The following is an 18,564-nucleotide window of genomic DNA, read 5'->3' as shown; positions in this document are numbered from 1 at the left end:
TGGCGAAACGACCGCCTGTTGCCGTGACCAAGGATACCCCCGCAAAAGCCGAGCCGGACGTGCCTGCGGCTCTGCCTGCATCGGTGCCTCCGACTTCGGCTGTTCCCGCATCCGTCTCCTCTGAGCCGCAGCCCACAGGCTGGCTCGACGATTACCCGGTCGACGTGGCGGGCGGCGATCTGTTCGGCGATGCCGCGCCCGGTGTCGCGCGGATCTGGCAGCGCACGGCGGCGCGCCTGTCCCGGCTGGGCGAGGGCGATCCGGCGGCGCTTCAGGATATCGCCGCGCGCAATGCCGCCGAACTGGGCCTGTCGTTCCGCGTGCCGGGCGACGAGGACGAACGCGACTGGCCGCTCACCGCGATGCCGCTGATCGTCGGCGCGGGCGAGTGGGCGCAGCTGGAGCGCGGCCTGATTCAGCGCGCCGAACTGTTCGAGCACCTTGCCGCCGACGTCTATGGTCCGCGCAGGCTGGTGGAGGAGGGGCATCTGCCCGCCCCGGTGATCGCCGGAAGCCCGTTCTTCGCGCGCTCGATGCTGGGGCGGATGCCGCGTGAGGGGCATTTCTTGCAGGTCTATGCCGCCGATCTGGCGCGGGGGCCGCGCGGGCAATGGCGGGTGTTGCAGGACCGCGTGCGGCTGGCGACCGGCATCGGCTATGCGCTGGAGAACCGGCTGGCGATGACCCGGACGAGCGAGGGCCTGCTGGCAGACGGCACCGTGCGCCGCCATGCCGATTTCTTCGCCCGCATGCGCGATGGCATGGCCGCCGCCTGCCGCCGCGAGGCGCCGCGCATCGCGCTGCTCACCCCCGGACGCTTCAACCAGACTTATGCCGAGCAGGCGCATCTGGCCCGCTATCTGGGCTTTCCGCTGGTCGAAGGGCGCGATCTTTCGGTGCTGGAGGACCGGCTCTATGTCGGCACCATCGCAGGCCCCAAGCGCGTCGATGCGCTGTGGCGCTGGATCGATACGCAGGCGCTCGACCCGCTGACCTTCGATGCCCGTTCGCGCCTTGGCGTGGCTGGGCTGTTCGATGCCTGGGACGCAGGCGGCGTGGAGATGATCAACTGGCCCGGCGCCGAAGTGTTCGAGACGCCCGCCTTCGCCGCCTTCCTGCCGCGCCTGTGCCGTCTGCTGACCGGGGAGGAGCCGCTGCTGCCCACCGTCGCCACATGGTGGTGCGGGCAGGGCGCAGAGGCGGCGACCGTGGCCGAGCGGTTCGACGAGCTGGCGCTGATCCCCGCCTTCGGGCGTACCGTGACCGGGTTCGAAAGCGATGCGCCGATTGCCGGGGCGCAGCTTTCGGGCGCGCGGCGCAAGGCCGTGCTCGATGCGCTGGCGCGCCGTCCGATGGACTATTGCGGGCAGGAGATCGTGCGCCTTTCGACCACGCCTGCCATTGTGGAAGGCCGGATCGAGCCGCGCCCGTTCACCGTGCGCGCGTTTCTGGCGCGCGGGAGCGACGGCAGCTGGAGCGTGATGCCCGGCGGCTTCGCGCGGCTGTCTTCCTCCTCGGGCCTGCCGACCTCGATGATCGGCGCGGGCGATGTGTCGGCGGACGTCTGGGTGGTCGATGAACAGCCGACCGCGTTGCAGGCGCCCAGCCTTATCGCTGCCGAACCGCCGATCTCGCGCGGGGGCGGGCTGCTCGCCAGTCAGGCGGCGGACAACCTGTTCTGGTTCGGGCGCTACAACGAACGCGCCGAGAGCGTCGTGCGCGTCGTCAAGACGCTGCTGGGCAGCACCATGGAGGGCGACAGCCTGTTCGAGAACGGGCAACTGGAGAACGGAACCGGTAACGTCGTCGCTCGGCTTGCACAGCTGCTTGGCTGGTGGGGCGCGGCCTCGCCCGGCGGTGCGGTGCGCGAAGCGTCGGATGTTGCGGTGCTCTGCGCGCAGGCGCTGTCGAGCAGGACCGCCGGTGGTAATGTGCCTGCGCTGTTGCGCCAGCGGCAGGGCGTGGGCCGGGGCCTGCGTGACCGTTTCTCCAGCGATGTCTGGCGACTGGTCACGGCGCCGATGCCGCGCGTCGACAGCGCGCGCCCGCAGGCGATGCTGGGCGCGGCGCGGCACCTGACCGAGCAGTTCAGCGCGCTCGCGGGGCTGATTGCCGAGAACATGGTGCGCGGGCCTGCCTGGCGCTTCCTCGAACTGGGGCAGCGGATGGAGCGGGCGCAGGCGATCTGCCGCATCTTCGCGCACCTGACGCGCATCGAGGCCGATGTGGCCTTGTCCGGCGCGCCGGGGATACTGCTGGACCTGTTCGACAGCCAGATCGTCTATCGCAGCCGCTACCTTGCCGCGCCGCTGCTCAACCCGGTGCGCGATCTGGTGCTGCTCGATCCCGACAATCCGCGCGCGCTGGTGTTTCAGGTGGCCGAGATCGTGCGCCATCTCGAAGCGCTGCCGGTGGTGCGCGACGACAATCTGCCCGAAGTACCGCTGCGCCTCGCCCGCCAGTTGCACGGCGAACTGCAGGCTGCCGAGGCCGCCGCGATGGACCCGGTGCGCCTGCTGGCCATCGAAACACGGCTGGCCGAGCTTTCCGATGCGATCTCCACGCGCTATTTCCTCGCGCTAGACAGGGACGAGGCGGATCGGCGCGCGCGGGTGATGTAATGCGGTTTTCAGTGAGCCATGTGACCGAGGTGGGCTATGCGGCGCCGGTGCGTTTCGCGCGGTTCAACCTGCGGCTGCGCCCCGCGGCGTGGCCGGGGCAGCGGGTGGAGGACCATGCGCTGCGGCTCGATCCCGGCCCTGCCCAGATCGTCGAGGGGGAGGGCGGCTATCACGTCTTCGAGACCCGCTTCGCGCTGGAGCAGCCGATCACCCGCCTGCGGATCGAGAGCCGCTTCACCGTCGAGCGCGAGAGCCTGCCGATGCATCTGGCGGTCAGCACCGGCCCATCGCTGACGGACTTGCGCGAACGGGCGATGGCTTCGCCCGACTTGTCCGCGCTGGGATCGGCCTCGTACATCTTCGCCTCGCCGCAGGCCCCGGCAGAGGCCGCGATTGCGCTCTGGGCCGAAGGGCTGATTGACGTGGACCTGCCGGTGATCGATGCGGGCAAGGCGCTGATGGGCGCGATCCACCGCGAATTCACCTATCTGCCGGGCGCGACTTTCGCCGATACGCCGGTGGCCGATGCCTTCGCCGCCCGCGCCGGTGTCTGTCAGGATTTCAGCCAGGTGATGATCGTGGCCGCACGGGCCTTCGGCATTCCGGCGGCTTACGTCAGTGGCTATCTGCGCACCCTGCCGCCGCCCGGCCAGCCGCGACTGGTCGGCGCCGATGCGATGCATGCCTGGGTCGCGCTGTGGTGCGGGGAGGATCTGGGCTGGATCGGCTTCGATCCCACCAACGACGTGCTGGCGGGCGGCGATCACATCTTCGTCGGCATGGGCCGCGACTATGCCGATGTCGCGCCGATCGACGGCACGTTCAAGGGCGCGGCGCAGCAGACGATGACGGTTGCCGTCGATGTGGTGCCGCTGGACTGATGTAATAAGGGCCCGCTTTTGCAGGCCCTTATCACTCTATTCCTCAGTCTTCCGGGGCGATGGTGACGCGGCAGCCGTCGAGTGCGTCGGTCACGGGGATCTGGCACGACAGGCGCGAGGTTTCATTGCGCGTGTCTGAGCTGTCGAGCAGGTCGTCCTCGTCCTCGCTCATGGCGGGCAGCTTGTCGAGAAAGGCGGGGTCGACGAAGACGTGGCAGGTCGCGCACGAGCAGCAGCCGCCGCACAGCGCCAGCAGTTCGTCGAACCCGGCGTCGCGGATGGTTTCCATCAGGGTGTGGCCGACCGTGGCTTCGATCTGCGATTCTGCGCCCGACTGGTCGACAACGGTGATCTGCGGCATTCTGACTTTCCCTCTGCTCTGTGTGCTTTCCATCGCCCGGCAGGCAGGCTTCACGGTCATGGCGCGAAGGCTTCCGGCCTGATTCAGGGATGGCTAGGCGTATTCTCCCATGGCTGCTATCCGGCGCTCCGGCCTTTGGCAAGGCGACACGCGTCCTGCTTTTTGATTGCAGGTGTGGTGCGGAAAAAGGGACACTCATGGGACTGACCAGTGAACAGCTGCGCGAGGGGCTCGATGCCATCGCCGCACGCGAAGCGGGCATGGCGCGGGCGCTGGAGCTGGCGGGCTATCCCGAGCCGCGCATTCGCGAGCGGGGCTATGCGACGCTGCTGCGCACGATCGTCGGCCAGCAGGTGAGCGTGGCGGCGGCAGCCTCGGTCTGGGCGCGGCTGGAGACGCTTCTCGGTGCGGACATTCCGCCTGCGGTGCTGCTGGCGGCGGAGGCGGAGGCCTTGCGCGCCTGTGGCCTCTCGCGCCAGAAGCAGGGCTATGCCCGCTCGCTGTGCGAACTGGTGCAGGCGGGTGAACTCGATTTGGAGGCCCTGCCGAAGGATGACGAGGAGGCCATCGCGCTGCTCACTCGGATCAAGGGGATCGGGCGCTGGTCCGCCGAAGTCTATCTGCTGTTCGCCGAAGGGCGCGCGGATATCTGGCCTGCGGGAGACCTTGCCGTGCAGGCGGGCCTCCACCGCATTCTCGGCCTCGAAGCGCGGCCCAGCGAAAAGGAAGCGCGCGTGCTGGCCGAAGCGTGGCGCCCGCATCGCGGCGCGGCGGCGATTTTCACCTGGCACTGCTACAACAACGCGGCGCTCTAAACCGCCAGCGGGACGTTGCGGGTTTCGCGTTGCCGGACACGCGCCTGTATCCAGCGGCGCAGGCGCGGGGACTGATGCTCGGTCGTCAGCGAGATCGCCCAGCACAGCAGGCAGATCGTCGCCAGTGCGGCCATGAAGGCGAGCGGGCTGCGCAGCTCGCCGATGCCCCATGAGCGTGCCAGTTCCAGCAGCGGCCAGTGGAACAGGTAGAGCGTGAACGAGAAACCGGAGAGCACGCGGGCCGGTCGTTCCAGACGCGCCAGCGGAGTCTCAAGAAGGGCCGCGAGCGGTCGCAGCGCGACGAAGGCGAACACGACGGCGATGGCGACGGCGGCATCGGCGAGCGCCCACTCCGACCACAACAGGTGCGGGCCGAGGACTTGCGCCAGCAGGGCTTTCGAAGCGTTGCTGGCGGTCACGACCCATCCTATCAGACTTGCGGACAGGACGAGAAACACAGGGGCGGACCAGCCGGGAATGCGGCGCAGCGCCGGGATATGGCACAGCGCCACCCCGGCCAGCCATGCGGGCGCCAGCAGGATCACCATCGGCCCCGCCAGCGCGACGCCGATGATCAGCGCGATCCAGCGCCGCGCGCCCCGAAGGTAAAGCGCCATCGCGAACAGGGCATAGTACCAGACCTCGTAGGCAAGCGACCAGTAGGGCATGTTCCAGACCGGCTCGGCAAAGCCGGCGCGCGCATTGAGGAACAGCAGCGGCCAGACGATCTGTCGCGCCAGAGTGGGCAGGTCGCCGGGCCGGTTGTCGAGCGGCACGGGATGGCCGCCTGCCAGCACCAGCGCCGCCAGCAGCGCGAAGGCCAGCGCGGGCACGCTCACCGGCAGGATACGCGCGGTGCGGGATATGGCGAAATCGGCAAGGCGCTTGTTCGGATCGAGCGCCGATGTGGCGATCACCAGCCCCGAAAGCACGAAGAACACCACCACGCAATTGTGCTGCATCGCCTCGCCGAGCGGGAACGCACCGCCCCACAGGCGTAGCTGCACGGCGTGGCCAAGCAGGACGAGGAAGGCCGCACCGAAGCGGATCAGATCGAGCACGACCGAAAGCGGGCGCGTCAGGAAGCGTTCCTCGCCAGCCACTTGCATCGTCCGGTTCAGGCTGCGGGGGGTACTGGCGGGACCACAGGCGGGGCCACTGGTGGAACCATGGCCGAAATCGTCGCGGCCAGCGCCGTGTCGCGCGTGCTCAGGCCGCCCTTTACCTGCCCGTCCTTAGCATTGCCGCTGCCGGTATCGATATCGTGCGTGGTCAGCACGATCGAGACGCGGTTGTAGACGTTCGACCATTCCGGGTGGTGATCCGCCTTTTCCGCTTCCAGCGCCACGCGGGTCATGAAGGCGAAAGCCTCGACGAAGGTGCCGAAGCGGAAATCGCGGGCGATCGCCCTGCCGTCTTCGCGCAGCGACCAGCCGGGGAGCCGGGCCAGCGCGGCCTCGATCTGTTCGGACGTAAGCGGTGGGACGGCCATGACGGGCGCTCTCCTTGGCAAGCGGTCCTCCTTCGCCTATCGCCTGGCCCCATGCAAGTTTCCCCTTCGGCCGCCGCGAGCGCCGCGCCTTGCCCGGCTTCGGGAATAGCGGCCCATGCGCTAGCCTGCCGCCGGGGCGACCGGTTGCTGTTGCGCGGGATCGCGCTGGGGCTCGAACCGGGCGCGGCACTCCATCTGGCGGGCGTCAATGGCATCGGCAAGTCGAGCCTGCTGCGCGTGCTGGCAGGGCTGGCGACGCCCGCCGCCGGGACGCTGCACGTGACCGGCAGCGTCGGGCTGCTCGATGGCCGTGCGGCGCTCGATCCCGAACTGCCGCTGGCGCGCGCGCTGGCGTTCTGGGCGAAGGTCGACCGCGCCGATCCCGAGACGGGCGAGGCGGCACTGGTGAGACTGGGGCTGGACGCGTTGCGCGAGGTGCCGGTGGGCTATCTCTCCACCGGCCAGACGCGCCGTGCCGCCTTCGTGCGGTTGCTGGCGCAGCGCGCGGCGATCTGGCTGCTGGACGAGCCGCTGAACGGGCTGGATACGGCCTCCGCCGATCTCGCGCAGGCGCTGGTGAAGGAACATTGTGGGGGCGGCGGCATCGCGGTGATCGCCTCGCACCAGCCGTTCGACGTGCCGGGGCTCGCGCGCCTCGACCTTGCACTTCATGTGCCGGGGCATGCTCCAGAGAGCGCGGCATGAGCGCGGCCCCTGCCATTCTTGCGCGCGATCTGCGCCGGTTCCTGCGCGGCGGGGCGCTGCTGCCGGTGCTGTTCTTCCTGGCCGTGGCGGTGCTCTATCCCTTTGCCGTCGGCCCGGCGCCGGAACTGCTGGCGAGGACCGGTGGCGGGGTGCTGTGGATCGCGGCGCTGCTGGCGGCGATCCTGCCGCTCGACCGGCTGGTCGCAGCGGACCTCGAGTCGGGGCTGTTCGACCAGTGGGCCATTCGCGGGATCGGTGAGGACATGGTGATGGCCTTGCGAGTCGCCGCCCACTGGCTGAGCTTCGGCCCGCTGCTGATGCTGGCGGTGCTGCCTGCCGCCGCGCTGCTTGGCCTGAGTGCGCCGATGCTGGGCCGACTCGAACTCGGCCTGCTGCTCGGTACGCCGGGCCTCGCGGCGCTGGGGGTGATCGTGGCGGCGGTGACGGCGGGCTTGCGCGGCGGCGCGGCGCTGGGCGGGTTGCTGATGATCCCGATGGGCGTGCCGCTGCTGGTGTTCGGCGCTGGGAGTCTTGCCTCGCCGGGCATCATGGGATTCGCGCTGACGGCAGCGGCCAGCCTCATGCTGCTGGCGATGGCGCCGTTCGCCGCCGGCGCCGCGATTCGCGCTGCCAATCGCTGATATTTCGGAGGGTTGAACGTCGGCGGTGCCTCAGCGCCGACGGGGGCGCCTGCCTGTGTGCAAGGCTGTGCATAAACCCGGTACAACGCAGGCATAACCGGTATAGAAACGGCGGAAAAGCGGGGGATAGTCCTGTTTTCGAAAACGAGCCGGCGACCATTCTGATGGGGACAGGTCGGTCGCCGGCCTAGGTACAGGACTGGGGGATCGGAGCCCCATGACAAGCGCCGATCCTGAGGGACTTGACGGAGCCGTCAAGCCGCGTAGACATAGCTAATGATAATCATTCGCACATGCAAGCCCCAAATGATAAGGCTTGTTCGAGAGCGGACGATTCACCCGATTCTCGCCCCCCGAAGGCCGCCTGCGAAACGCGGTCCGACCCGATACCTGCTCCTGAGGAGAAGCTCGCCATGTACCAGTTCGTCGACCGCCCGCTTAGCTCACTCGATGCCGGCTGCCGCTTCCTTGTCTGGTCGATGCGGGCCTGGGTCACGACGATCGGGCGCCGCCAGTGCCCGGCACAGGCGCTGGCCCCGGTCTTCGCGCGCTGGCGGATGATCGGCGCGCTCCAGCCGTTCCACCGCATGATGCTGCTGTTCAACCGCGATGCGCTGGAGACCTTCGGCTTCTGCCAGATGGCCTGCGATCACGTTTCCGAGCACGAGGCGCTGGTCGTCGCGCTGATCGAGCAGCTGGGGCAGGGGCGCAACACGCAGGTCCGCGAGACGCTGGGCTATCTCGTTTCGGAAGACAGCGTGGGTGAGATGCTGGAGGCGCTTTCGGGCCTCGGCGCGGCGATGGCGCTGGCCGGTATCCTGCCCGAGCACAACGATGCCCGCTGAGTGGAGCGCGCCGATCAGGTGAGGGGGCTGGGGCCGGTGGTCCGGCGCCGGCCCTCACCATTTCCCCTTTACCGGCCTAAAGCGCAATTCGGTTGCACCTGCGCCATGCGCTGCCTACCTCGGACACCATGACCGAAACCCTCGACCTTGCACAGCCCCAGACCCCCATCGTCCAGCGTTCGGCGCTCGACCTGATCGGCAATACGCCGCTGGTGCTGCTGCGCGGGCCGAGCGATGCGGCGGGCTGCGAGATCTGGGGCAAGTGCGAGTTCGCCAACCCCGGCGCCTCGGTGAAGGACCGCGCGGCGCTGTGGATCGTGCGCGATGCCGAGGCGCGCGGCGCGCTGGAGCCGGGCGGCACCATCGTCGAGGGTACGGCGGGCAATACCGGCATCGGTCTGGCGCTGGTCGCCAATGCGCTGGGCTACAAGACGGTGATCGTCATGCCCGAGACGCAATCGCGCGAGAAGATGGACACGCTGCGTGCGCTGGGTGCCGAACTGGTGACGGTTCCGGCCGCGCCGTTCTCCAATCCGGGACACTTCGTCCACACTTCGCGCCGGATGGCCGAGGAAATGCCCGGCGCGATCTGGGCCGACCAGTTCGACAATATCGCCAACCGCCGCGCCCACATCGAATCGACCGCGCCGGAGATCTGGCGCCAGCTCGAAGGCCGGATCGATGGCTTCACATGCGCGGCAGGAACCGGCGGCACGCTGGCGGGCACCGGCATGGGCCTCAAGGCCTTCGACGAGACTATCACGGTGGCGCTCACCGATCCACACGGCGCGGCGCTCTACAACTACTTTGCCTGCGGGGAGCTGCGCGCCGAGGGCTCCTCGGTGGCCGAGGGCATCGGGCAGGGGCGCATCACCGCGAACCTCGACGGGGCGCCGGTCGATACCCAGTTCCGCATCGCGGATGAGGAAGGCCTCGAATGGGTGCGTCGCCTGATGGCCGAGGAAGGACTGTGTCTGGGGCTGTCCTCGGGCATCAACGTGGCGGGCGCGGTGGCGCTGGGCCGCGAGCTGGTGGCGCGCGGCAAGCGCGATGCCCGCGTGGCGACGATCCTGTGCGATACCGGCTTCCGCTATCTCTCCACGCTCTACAATCCCGAATGGCTCAAGGCGAAGGGGTTGCCCGTCTTCCCTTGGCTGCAAAGGTGATGTAGACGCACGCCGATGGCGGCAGACGGCCCAACTCCCCCCAATGCGTTCGGCGCCCGGCTGAGCACGGTCAAGAAGGCGCAGCACTTCGTGCCGCCGACCTCTCGCGAGCTGCGCTCGCAGGCGGTCCATCGCCTGCAGATCGGCTTTCTGGGCCTGTGCGCAATGCTGATGATCGTCGGCCTTGCCAACATCATCATGGACCGCGCGCGTCTGACCAAGACCGATGACGATCCGATCCAGCAGGTCGTCGCCGCCGATGCCCAGCCGAAGAAATCGCCGAGCGACCCGCTTGCCGATATCGGCGTGGTGCCCGCCGCCGATCCCAACCCCACGCCGACGCCCACCATCACGCCCACGCCGGGGCAGCAGATGAACGGGCAGCAGGGCCAGTCCATGGGCAATCAACAGATGGGTGGCCAGTCGTTGGGCGGGCAGCAGATGAATCAGGGTTCCGGGCAGGCCGCGCCGATGAGCCGCAGCGCGCAGCCCTACGACAACTTCCCGCACGGGAACTGACCCTTCCGGCGCGCAGTGGCGCCGTGACCCGTGCCGGCTTCCCAAAGTCGCCCCCAAGATCATTCCTGTGTGACGCTGCCTTGCCGGGACTGCCCCCCGCGCATTTCGGATCGATTTGGGGAAATCCGGGGAGGATATGCCCAAAATCCCCTTTGATCCCTATATGTTCTATAGTGGCATCGTGATTCGGCAGCCTGTCCGGGAAATTTCCGGTGAAGGGTGGGGATGGCGCGGGATTTCGCGCCTCGATCCTTACAAGTCGTGGAATCTCAAGCGATTCAGCGGTAAATAAAATGTTATGCGATGGGGCTCCGTGGCAGCCCGAAGGCGCGCGAACCCGTGAAAGTGGCGAAAAACCGGCGAATTGAGCCCTTCGATCCCCAGATTTCCCTTTAATCCCCGAATTTCCCGTTATACAAACAGGGCCAATCGGAATGGCTGATTCTCGTCGCGCCGTCTGTCGTGGTGCGAACGCCCGTTCGCGTCTCTGCGCGGATGGCGGGGAAGATGCTGTTTCTCAGGCGTTTATTCATCTCGGGGCGAAACAGGGCATATGGCTGACCGGCCATACATCTACAGCGGGCAGGGCTTTTCGCTTTTACGCGACAAGAACCGCTTCGTGCTGCCCGCCGCGTTCCGCTCGACGGTGAAGGAATCGAGCGGCGGCCGCCCCGCGCTCTACCTCGCCAAGCACGACCGCTGGGAATGCCTCGTCGGTTACGGCGAATCGCGCATCGGCGATTTCGACCAGCAGATCCGCGACGAGGAAGAGCGCGCCGTACGCGCCGGTCGCGAATACGACGCCGAAAAGCGCGCGATGGACCTCTACAACTATTCCGAAGTGCCGTTCGACGGTTCGGGCCGCTTCGTGCTGCCCGAAGTGCTGGCGACGCTGGGCGAGGTCGGCGACCAGCTCTATTTCCACGGCGCGGGCCGCTTCTTCACGCTGTGGAACCCCGAGGCGCTCTACGCCATGGATGACAGCTGGCGCGCGGCGCAGGTCGCCTGCCGCAACCTGGCGGCCAAGGAAGCCGCGAAGGTGAAGAAGTGAGCGCGCCCGGTCATCCGCCCCATGGCCCGAACGCTGCCGAAGCGCCGCACATCCCCGTCCTGCTGGACGAGGTGGAGCGCGAACTGGCGATCCAGCTGGGCGACGTCATCGTCGATGCGACGTTCGGCGCGGGCGGCTATACCCGTCGCCTGCTCGATGCAGGCGCCACCGTGCATGCCTTCGATCGCGATCCCGATGCGATCGCCGCCGTCGAGGCGAACCCGGATGCGTGGCCCGAGCGCACGATGACGCCGCCGCGTCTGGTGCTGCACGCACGCCGCTTCTCGGAAATGGCCGAGGCCATGGCAGAGGCAGGCGTGCCGCAGGTCGATGGCGTGGTGATGGACATCGGCGTGTCCTCGATGCAGCTCGATCAGGCCGAGCGCGGCTTCTCGTTCGCAGGCGACGGCCCGCTCGACATGCGCATGAGCCAGGACGGCTACTCCGCCGCCGACTTCGTGAACACGGCGGAAGACAGCGAGATCGCCGACGTGCTCTATCTCTACGGGGAAGAGCGCCAGTCGCGCCGAGTCGCCCGCGCCATCGTGGCCGCGCGCCCGCTGACCACCACGGGCGAGCTGGCCCGCGTGATCCGCCGGGCGCTGGGCCACAAGCCCGGCGCGCCCAAGGACCCGGCGACGCGCAGCTTCCAGGCGATCCGCATCCATGTGAACCGCGAGCTTGAGGAACTGGAGCAGGGCCTTGCCGGTGCCGAGGCGCTGCTGCGCGAAGGCGGGCGGCTGGCCGTGGTGACGTTCCACAGCCTTGAGGACCGTATCGTCAAGCGCTACCTGCGCGATGCCAGCGGCGCGGGCGCGTCCACCTCGCGCCATCTGCCGCAGCTGGGCGAGGCCGCGCCGGTGCGCTTTGCCCGCCTGTCAAAGGCGATCCGCCCCGGCGAGGTGGAACTGACGCTCAACCCCCGATCCCGGTCGGCCACGCTGCGCTCTGCCGTGCGCACCGCAGCGGCTCCTTCCGGTCCTTCCGACCTTCCCCCCCAATCCCCCCGTGCTGCCAGCAGGAGTGCCGCATGAACCTCACCCGCGATCGCGTCCACTCCATCGGCTGGGGCGCCGTGCTGCTCGTCTGTCTCGTGCTGACGATCGCGCTGACGCTGCGCGTCAATGCGGTGAAGAGCCAGGTTCATGCCACCGACGTGCGCATCGTCGCCACGCAGCGCAGCATCGACTTCCTGCAGACCGAGTTCCAGACCCGCGCCAACCAGCAGCAGCTCAAGCTGATCAACGACCTGGAGTTCGGCTACAAGGCGCCCGGCGCCGCGCAGTACGTCGAGGGGGAGCGCCAGCTGGCGATGCTGGGCGCCGCACCGGGACCGGACGCGCCGAACCCGATCCGCTACGCCAGCGCCGAAGGCCCGGACGGCACGCCGCTCGACGGCAAGCCGAAGTCGGGTGACGGCAGCTCGCTGCTCGCCATGGCCTCGCCGGTGAGCGAGGCGCATGCCGCAGCCATGAACGCCGATGCCGAGAAGAGCGTCGATGCCGACGCACGCAGCCGCGAGCGTGCCCGCACCGCGATGGCCGCCGATGCCTCGCAGCTGGGCAATCGTCTTGCCCGTATCGAGGTGGCGCAAGCCGGCGACCAGTGACAGCCCAACCGGTGCCAGGACTATCCATACCGACGACCGTCGCGACTGGACGGCACCGGCTGGCGAGCGTGCGCCAGAAGGCGCTGCTGACGGCGAAATGGCGGACGCTCTGGGTGCTGGTCGGCTTCACGCTGATCAGCATCGTCGCGTTGATCCGCCTGTGCATTCTGGGGATCACCGGGGCGAGTTCGGGCAGCGACGATCTGGCCGAGGCGCTGCTACCCGCGCGTGGCGAGATCGTCGATCGCAACGGCGTGCCGCTGGCCGAGGATTTCCGTACCTATTCGCTGTGGTTCAACCCCAAGGCGATGACCGACGGGCCGCCGCTGATCCACACGCCGATGCAGGTGGCTCTGGGGCTCCAGAAGATCTTCCCCGATCTGGACGTGAACAAGGTCGCCGCCGAACTCGCTTCGGGCAAGCCGGGCTATCTGCGCCGCTCGATCCTGCCCGAGGATGCCAACAAGGTCCACGCGCTGGGTGAGCCTTCGCTGGAGTTCCCGCTGGAGGAAAGCCGCTATTACCCGCAAGGGTCGATGGCGGCGCATGTGCTGGGCTATGTAGACAGCTACGGCAAGGGCAAGGTCGGCATGGAGGAGGCCTTCGACAAGCAGCTCACCTCCATCGACGGGCGAGAGCATCCCTCGGTGCTGTCGATCGACTACCGCGTGCAGGGCGCCCTGGAGGACGAGCTGGCACGCGGTATGGCGGATTCGCACGCCAAGGGTGCGGCGGGCGTGGTGCTCGATGTCGATACCGGCGAAGTGATGGCGCTGGCCTCGCTGCCCTCGTTCGATCCCAACCACGTGCTGCCCGGCGACATGATGATCTCCAAGGAGCAGGCCGAGGAGGGCGATACCCCCCATGGCTTCAACCGCGTGACCAACCAGGTCTACGAGCTGGGTTCGTGCTTCAAGCCGTTCAACGTCGCTGCTGCCATCGATGCCGGCACGGTGACGAACCTTGCGCGCCTGTACCCGTCCAAGCCGTTCCCGATGGGCGGGTTCATGATCAAGGACGCGCACAAGATGCCGCCGATGATGAACGTGCCCGAGATGCTGATGCACTCGTCCAACGTCGTCAGCGCCGAAGTGGCGGACGAGCTGGGCGGCGAGCGGCTGAAGGCGACGATGGAGAAGCTGGGCATGAACGCTCGCCCGCCCATCGAACTGCCCGCGCGCGGTTTCCCGATCTGGCCTTCGGGCAAGTGGTCGCGCGTGCGCACGATGACGGTTTCCTACGGCCACGGCATCGCCGTCACCCCGCTGCACCTTGCCATGGGCTATGCCGCGCTGGTCAACGGCGGGATCTGGCGCCCGGCGACGCTGTACAAGCTGGCGCCGGACCATGTTCCGGCGGGCCGCCGCGTGTTCAAGGCTTCGACCAGCGCCAAGATCCGCCAGATGCTGCGCCTGATCGTGGCGTTCGGCACCGGCCGTTCGGCCAATGCCGAAGGCTTCCGCGTGGGCGGCAAGACCGGTTCGGCCGAAAAGCCCGGCGTCCACGGCTATCGCCACCACTCGCTGATCTCCACTTTCGCGGCGGCCTTCCCGATGGACAAGCCGCGCTACGTGGTGATCGCCATGCTTGACGAGCCGCAGGGTACTGAGATGACCTCGTTCCAGCGGACTGCCGCCTGGAACGCCGCACCGGTCGTGGGGCGGGTCATTCCGCGCATAGGCCCCTTGCTCGGCGTGATGCCCGATGACACACGCGACATCGACATTTCCGACCTTCGCCCGCTGATCAAGGGAGACACTTCCGAATGAACCTCGCGCAGCTTGCTGCCGCCGCAGGCGTGACTTTGCCTGAAGGCGCGTCGCAGGACCGTCTCGACACGACCGTCACCGGCTTTGCGATCGACCATCGCAAGGTTGCGCCGGGCACCGTGTTCGGCGCCTTCAGGGGCGCGCGCGTCAATGGCGAGGATTTCATTGCCGCCGCGATCGAGGCGGGCGCCGTGGCGGTCGTCACCGCGCTGGGCGTTGCCGTTGAAGGCGCCGTCGCGATCCACGATGCCGAGCCGCGCCGCGCCTTTGCGAAGTTGGCCGCGCCGTTCTTCCAGCCGGTGCCCGAGACCATCGTCGCCGTCACCGGCACCAACGGCAAGACCTCGAACGTCGAACTGACCCGCCAGCTTTGGCGCATGGCAGGCCTGCGCGCCGCGTCCATCGGCACGCTGGGCGTCACCACCAGCGACGAAACCGTTTCGACCGGCCTGACCACCCCCGATGTCGTGACGTTCCTTGCCAATCTGACCGGCCTTGCGCGCGAGGGCGTGACGCATCTGGCCTACGAGGCCTCCAGCCACGGCCTCTCGCAATTCCGCAACGAGGGGCCGCGCGTCACCGCCGGGGCCTTCACCAACCTGTCGCGCGACCATCTCGATTACCATGCCGACATGGACGATTACTTCGCGGCCAAGATGCGCCTGTTCGACGAAGTGGTCGCGCCTGACGGCACCGCCGTGATCTGGGCCGACGATGCCTGGTCGGACAAAGCCATCGCCCATGCCGAGGCGCGCGGGCTCAAGGTGTTCACTGTCGGCACGAAGGGCACCGGCATCCGCCTGCTCTCGCGCACGCCGGGGACCTTGGGGCAGGTGCTGGAGATCGAGCACGAGGGCAAGTCACGCCGCATCGACCTACCGCTGATCGGTGCCTATCAGGCTGCCAATGCGCTGGTCTCGGCAGGACTGGTGCTCGCCTGCGGGGGTGAGCCTTACGCGACCTTCGATGCGATGAAGCGCCTCGTCACCGTGCGTGGCCGTCTGGAGCGGGCAGGACTGACCATGGTGGGCGCGCCGGTCTATGTCGATTACGCCCATACGCCCGATGCGCTGGAAGCCGCCATCGCCGCGCTGCGTCCGCATGTAACTGGTCGCCTGATCGTGGTGTTCGGTGCCGGTGGCGATCGCGATCGCGGCAAGCGTCCGCAGATGGGCCGCGTCGCCTGCGAGGGCGCCGAGGTGGTGATCGTCACCGACGACAATCCGCGCGGCGAGGACCCGAACGCGATCCGCGCCGAGGTTCTGGCCGGGTGCGACGACAAGGCCCGCGACATCGGCGACCGGCGCGAGGCGATCCTCGCCGCCGTCGTCGAGGCGAAGGCGGGCGATATCGTCCTCGTCGCGGGTAAGGGACACGAACAGGGGCAGATCATCGGCAGCGGCGCAGATGCGCGCGTGCTGCCGTTCGACGATGTGACAGTGGCCAGGGAAATGGCCGGCACCCACGGGAGATAAGCCGATGAGCGCAGCAGTCCGTATCCTCGAATGGCCGGCGGAAGCCGAAGCATCTCAGGAAGCGCTGGGCGTGCTGTGGGATTCCGCGACGCTGGCCAGCGTGATGCAGGGGACCGCCAGCGGGGATTTCACCGTATCCGGCATCGAGATCGACAGCCGCGACGTGCAGCTCGGCGATCTGTTCTTCGCCATGAAGGGCGAGGCGATGGACGGCCATCGCTTTGTGCCCATGGCCTTCGAGAAGGGCGCAGGCGCCGTGGTGGTCGACCGGCCCGTCGAGGGGCCGCATATCCTTGTCGCCGATACCACGGCGGCGCTGGAAGCGCTGGGCGCCGCCGCGCGCGCGCGGGCGCGCGGACCGATCATCGGCGTGACCGGATCGGTAGGCAAGACCGGCGTGAAGGAGGCGATCTTCGCCGCGCTCGACCGGGCCAGCCACGGGGACGCGCACCGCTCGATCAAGAGCTACAACAACCACGTCGGCGTGCCGCTCAGCCTTTCGCGCATGCCCTCGCGCGCGCGGTTCGGCATTTTCGAGATGGGGATGAACCACGCGGGCGAGATCGCCGCGCTGACCCGTCAGGTGCGCCCGAACGTCGCCGTCATCACCACCATCGCGCCCGCGCATATCGAGATGCTCGGCTCGATGGAGGCCATCGCCGATGCCAAGGCGGAAATTTTCGAGAGCCTTGAGCCGGGTGGCGTCGCGGTGATCCCCGCCGACAGCCCGTGGTTCGAACGGCTGCGCGATGCGGCGACGAGGCTGGGCGTCACGGTCGTCTCGTTCGGCAAGGCGGCGGGCGCGGATGTGCGCCTGCTCGATGCCGTGCCCGCGATCGGCGGCGGCTCGCTTGTCACCGTCGACATGGGCGACAGGCGGGTGTGCTATACCGTGGCGGCGCCGGGCGAGCATCAGGTGCTCAATTCGTTGGCGGTGATGGCCGCCGTGCGCGCGGTCGATGGCGATCTGGGTGCGGCGGGCGTGGCGCTGGCCGAGATGGAAGGGCTCGCCGGGCGCGGCGCGCATGTGCAGATCGAGGTTCCCGGCGGCACGCCGGACGCGCAGGGCAAGCGCACCGCGCTGCTGATCGACGAAAGCTACAACGCCAATCCGGCCTCGATGCGCGCCACGCTTGCGCAGCTGGGGCGCACCCCGGCCAAGCGCCGGATCGCGGTGCTCGGCGCGATGAAGGAACTGGGCGATCACGGCCCCGCGTTCCACGCAGAACTCGCCGGGCCGCTCGCCGAGGCGCATGTCGATTACGCGATCCTCGTCGGCCCGGAAATGGCCGCACTTGAGGATGTGCTTGAAGCTGCCCGAAAATCGGACGGACCGGGGAAAACCGGGCCTTCTGTGCTTCACAAACCGGTGCCATTCACGCATTGCGCGAATGTGGGAGAAGCTGTGGACGCCCTGCGCGCGTTCGGCCTTGAACGGGACGATGCCGTCCTGGTGAAGGGATCGAATTCGGTGGGCCTGGCTTCTCTCGTGCGCGCATTCAGCAACCAGGAAGGGTGAGGGGGAAACCCCGGAGACAATGCTGTATCTTCTTGCCGATCTGTTCCACTTCGAGGGACTGGCCAATCTCTTCCGCTATCAGTCGTTCCGCTCCGGCGGCGCGCTGATCACCGCGCTGCTGATCGGCCTGCTCATCGGGCCGCGCTTCATCTCGATGCTGCGCGTGCGGCAGGGCAAGGGGCAGCCGATCCGTGAGGACGGCCCGCAGACCCACCTCGCCAAGCGCGGCACGCCGACGATGGGCGGGCTGATGATCCTGACCTCGCTGATCGTCTCGATGCTGCTGTGGATGGACGTGTTCAACCCGTTCGTCTGGGCCTGCATGGCGGTGACGGCGGGCTTCGGCCTGATCGGCTTCCTTGACGATTACGACAAGGTGACGAAGCGCAGCCACGCCGGGCTTTCGGGCAAGGTGCGCCTGCTGGCCGAATTCGTGGTGGCGGGCATCGCCTCGTGGATCATCGTCCACCAGCTGAACACCAACCTCTACGTGCCGTTCCTGTCGAACCACTACATTCCGCTCGGGCCGTTCTACTACGTCTTTGCCGCCGTGGTGATCGTCGGCGCGGGCAATGCGGTAAACCTGACCGACGGGCTCGACGGGTTGGCGACGATGCCGGTGATCATCGCGGCGGGCACCTTCGCGATCATCTGCTATCTCGCAGGCCGCGTCGACTATGCCCACTACCTTGGCATTCCGCATGTGCCGGGCGCGGGCGAACTGGCGATCTTTTGCACCGGGATCATGGGCGCAGGCCTTGCCTTCCTGTGGTTCAACGCGCCGCCTGCCGCCGTGTTCATGGGCGATACCGGTAGTCTGGCCCTTGGCGGTGCGCTGGGTGCCATTGCCGTTTCGGCCCATCACGAGATCGTGCTGGCCGTGGTCGGCGGGCTGTTCGTGCTGGAGGCGGCCTCGGTCATCATCCAGGTCTTCTGGTTCAAGCGCACCGGACGCCGTGTGTTCCGCATGGCGCCGATCCACCACCATTTCGAGCAGAAGGGCTGGGCTGAATCGACCGTGGTGATCCGCTTCTGGATCATCTCGCTGGTGCTCGCCGTGATCGGTCTTTCCACGCTGAAGCTGCGATAAGGGGT

Annotated in this window: 18 protein-coding genes; 15 read left to right on the top strand and 3 right to left on the bottom strand. The window is 68.0% G+C overall.

The genetic code is table 11. The features are described 5' to 3' along the window. Positions 1 to 23: 23 nt before the first annotated feature. Both AC3EC3_RS07770 and AC3EC3_RS07765 read left to right on the top strand, forming a co-directional pair. Complete coding sequence (locus AC3EC3_RS07770) at positions 24 to 2,621, top strand: circularly permuted type 2 ATP-grasp protein (RefSeq protein WP_488489010.1); 2,598 nt, start codon at positions 24 to 26, stop codon at positions 2,619 to 2,621. Continuing rightward, positions 2,621 to 3,502 (top strand): transglutaminase family protein, encoded by an 882-nt coding sequence (locus tag AC3EC3_RS07765; RefSeq protein WP_488489009.1) that lies wholly within the window; start codon positions 2,621 to 2,623, stop codon positions 3,500 to 3,502. The genes AC3EC3_RS07770 and AC3EC3_RS07765 overlap by 1 nt, the downstream gene beginning before the upstream one ends. Positions 3,503 to 3,545: 43 nt before the next feature. Here the strand turns inward: AC3EC3_RS07765 and AC3EC3_RS07760 are convergent, their stop codons facing one another. Beyond that, positions 3,546 to 3,863: a 2Fe-2S iron-sulfur cluster-binding protein gene (locus tag AC3EC3_RS07760; RefSeq protein ID WP_488489008.1), complete on the bottom strand. Its 318-nt coding sequence runs from the start codon at positions 3,861 to 3,863 to the stop codon at positions 3,546 to 3,548. Between the two features lie 197 nt (positions 3,864 to 4,060). Here AC3EC3_RS07760 and AC3EC3_RS07755 point away from each other — a divergent pair, with 197 nt between their 5' ends. Beyond that, the gene (locus AC3EC3_RS07755) at positions 4,061 to 4,678 is read left to right on the top strand and encodes a DNA-3-methyladenine glycosylase family protein (RefSeq protein WP_260924264.1); all 618 of its coding nucleotides are present in this window, start codon (positions 4,061 to 4,063) and stop codon (positions 4,676 to 4,678) included. Here AC3EC3_RS07755 and AC3EC3_RS07750 read toward each other — a convergent pair. Further along, positions 4,675 to 5,781, bottom strand: a complete 1,107-nt coding sequence (locus AC3EC3_RS07750) for an acyltransferase family protein (RefSeq protein ID WP_488489007.1) — start codon at positions 5,779 to 5,781, stop codon at positions 4,675 to 4,677. The genes AC3EC3_RS07755 and AC3EC3_RS07750 overlap by 4 nt on opposite strands. A 14-nt stretch (positions 5,782 to 5,795) precedes the next feature. Next, positions 5,796 to 6,170 (bottom strand): 4a-hydroxytetrahydrobiopterin dehydratase, encoded by a 375-nt coding sequence (locus AC3EC3_RS07745; RefSeq protein ID WP_488489006.1) that lies wholly within the window; start codon positions 6,168 to 6,170, stop codon positions 5,796 to 5,798. A gap of 51 nt (positions 6,171 to 6,221) precedes the next feature. Here AC3EC3_RS07745 and ccmA point away from each other — a divergent pair, with 51 nt between their 5' ends. The 12 genes from ccmA (at position 6,222) to mraY (ending at position 18,559) form a co-directional block, all read left to right on the top strand. After that, entirely contained in the window at positions 6,222 to 6,875 is a 654-nt protein-coding gene (gene ccmA / locus AC3EC3_RS07740; RefSeq protein WP_488489005.1) for a heme ABC exporter ATP-binding protein CcmA, read from the top strand. Continuing rightward, a complete protein-coding gene (locus AC3EC3_RS07735; protein WP_488489004.1) occupies positions 6,872 to 7,516 on the top strand; it encodes a heme exporter protein CcmB in 645 nt (214 codons plus the stop codon). Before ccmA ends, AC3EC3_RS07735 begins: the two co-directional genes overlap by 4 nt. Before the next feature lie 413 nt (positions 7,517 to 7,929). After that, the gene (locus AC3EC3_RS07730) at positions 7,930 to 8,361 is read left to right on the top strand and encodes a hypothetical protein (protein WP_260924253.1); all 432 of its coding nucleotides are present in this window, start codon (positions 7,930 to 7,932) and stop codon (positions 8,359 to 8,361) included. A 128-nt stretch (positions 8,362 to 8,489) separates the two neighbouring features. Continuing rightward, positions 8,490 to 9,527 (top strand): cysteine synthase A, encoded by a 1,038-nt coding sequence (locus AC3EC3_RS07725; protein ID WP_488489003.1) that lies wholly within the window; start codon positions 8,490 to 8,492, stop codon positions 9,525 to 9,527. Between the two features lie 15 nt (positions 9,528 to 9,542). After that, positions 9,543 to 10,046 (top strand): hypothetical protein, encoded by a 504-nt coding sequence (locus AC3EC3_RS07720; RefSeq protein ID WP_488489002.1) that lies wholly within the window; start codon positions 9,543 to 9,545, stop codon positions 10,044 to 10,046. A 553-nt stretch (positions 10,047 to 10,599) separates the two neighbouring features. Next, on the top strand, positions 10,600 to 11,097 hold the full coding sequence (locus AC3EC3_RS07715; RefSeq protein ID WP_488489001.1) for a division/cell wall cluster transcriptional repressor MraZ: 498 nt from the start codon (positions 10,600 to 10,602) through the stop codon (positions 11,095 to 11,097). Further along, entirely contained in the window at positions 11,094 to 12,131 is a 1,038-nt protein-coding gene (rsmH, locus tag AC3EC3_RS07710; RefSeq protein WP_488489000.1) for a 16S rRNA (cytosine(1402)-N(4))-methyltransferase RsmH, read from the top strand. Before AC3EC3_RS07715 ends, rsmH begins: the two co-directional genes overlap by 4 nt. Further along, complete coding sequence (locus AC3EC3_RS07705; protein ID WP_488488999.1) at positions 12,128 to 12,706, top strand: hypothetical protein; 579 nt, start codon at positions 12,128 to 12,130, stop codon at positions 12,704 to 12,706. The genes rsmH and AC3EC3_RS07705 overlap by 4 nt, the downstream gene beginning before the upstream one ends. Next, positions 12,703 to 14,475 carry a peptidoglycan D,D-transpeptidase FtsI family protein gene (locus AC3EC3_RS07700; protein WP_488488998.1) on the top strand — a complete coding sequence of 591 codons (1,773 nt, stop codon included), beginning with the start codon at positions 12,703 to 12,705 and terminating at the stop codon, positions 14,473 to 14,475. The genes AC3EC3_RS07705 and AC3EC3_RS07700 overlap by 4 nt, the downstream gene beginning before the upstream one ends. Further along, positions 14,472 to 15,950 carry a UDP-N-acetylmuramoyl-L-alanyl-D-glutamate--2,6-diaminopimelate ligase gene (locus tag AC3EC3_RS07695; RefSeq protein WP_488488997.1) on the top strand — a complete coding sequence of 493 codons (1,479 nt, stop codon included), beginning with the start codon at positions 14,472 to 14,474 and terminating at the stop codon, positions 15,948 to 15,950. Before AC3EC3_RS07700 ends, AC3EC3_RS07695 begins: the two co-directional genes overlap by 4 nt. A 4-nt stretch (positions 15,951 to 15,954) precedes the next feature. After that, positions 15,955 to 17,469, top strand: coding sequence for a UDP-N-acetylmuramoyl-tripeptide--D-alanyl-D-alanine ligase (locus tag AC3EC3_RS07690; protein WP_488488996.1), 1,515 nt, complete (start codon positions 15,955 to 15,957; stop codon positions 17,467 to 17,469). Positions 17,470 to 17,488: 19 nt separating this feature from the next. Beyond that, positions 17,489 to 18,559 carry a phospho-N-acetylmuramoyl-pentapeptide-transferase gene (gene mraY / locus AC3EC3_RS07685; RefSeq protein ID WP_488488995.1) on the top strand — a complete coding sequence of 357 codons (1,071 nt, stop codon included), beginning with the start codon at positions 17,489 to 17,491 and terminating at the stop codon, positions 18,557 to 18,559. Positions 18,560 to 18,564 lie beyond the last annotated feature (5 nt).

It is taken from the genome of Novosphingobium sp. BAM6, assembly GCF_057784955.1.
Note: the sequence above shows the minus strand (reverse complement) of the source record. Positions and strands in the feature narration are given on the sequence as shown.

Excerpts from the sequence above, each read along its gene's own strand:
- AC3EC3_RS07765 (WP_488489009.1), top strand. The coding sequence starts at position 2,621 with ATGCGGTTTTCAGTGAGCCATGTGACCGAGGTGGGCTATGCGGCGCCG.
- AC3EC3_RS07760 (WP_488489008.1), bottom strand. The coding sequence starts at position 3,863 with ATGCCGCAGATCACCGTTGTCGACCAGTCGGGCGCAGAATCGCAGATC.
- AC3EC3_RS07755 (WP_260924264.1), top strand. The coding sequence starts at position 4,061 with ATGGGACTGACCAGTGAACAGCTGCGCGAGGGGCTCGATGCCATCGCC.
- AC3EC3_RS07745 (WP_488489006.1), bottom strand. The coding sequence starts at position 6,170 with ATGGCCGTCCCACCGCTTACGTCCGAACAGATCGAGGCCGCGCTGGCC.
- ccmA (WP_488489005.1), top strand. The coding sequence starts at position 6,222 with ATGCAAGTTTCCCCTTCGGCCGCCGCGAGCGCCGCGCCTTGCCCGGCT.
- AC3EC3_RS07735 (WP_488489004.1), top strand. The coding sequence starts at position 6,872 with ATGAGCGCGGCCCCTGCCATTCTTGCGCGCGATCTGCGCCGGTTCCTG.
- AC3EC3_RS07730 (WP_260924253.1), top strand. The coding sequence starts at position 7,930 with ATGTACCAGTTCGTCGACCGCCCGCTTAGCTCACTCGATGCCGGCTGC.
- AC3EC3_RS07725 (WP_488489003.1), top strand. The coding sequence starts at position 8,490 with ATGACCGAAACCCTCGACCTTGCACAGCCCCAGACCCCCATCGTCCAG.
- AC3EC3_RS07720 (WP_488489002.1), top strand. The coding sequence starts at position 9,543 with ATGGCGGCAGACGGCCCAACTCCCCCCAATGCGTTCGGCGCCCGGCTG.
- AC3EC3_RS07715 (WP_488489001.1), top strand. The coding sequence starts at position 10,600 with ATGGCTGACCGGCCATACATCTACAGCGGGCAGGGCTTTTCGCTTTTA.
- AC3EC3_RS07705 (WP_488488999.1), top strand. The coding sequence starts at position 12,128 with ATGAACCTCACCCGCGATCGCGTCCACTCCATCGGCTGGGGCGCCGTG.
- AC3EC3_RS07695 (WP_488488997.1), top strand. The coding sequence starts at position 14,472 with ATGAACCTCGCGCAGCTTGCTGCCGCCGCAGGCGTGACTTTGCCTGAA.
- AC3EC3_RS07690 (WP_488488996.1), top strand. The coding sequence starts at position 15,955 with ATGAGCGCAGCAGTCCGTATCCTCGAATGGCCGGCGGAAGCCGAAGCA.
- mraY (WP_488488995.1), top strand. The coding sequence starts at position 17,489 with ATGCTGTATCTTCTTGCCGATCTGTTCCACTTCGAGGGACTGGCCAAT.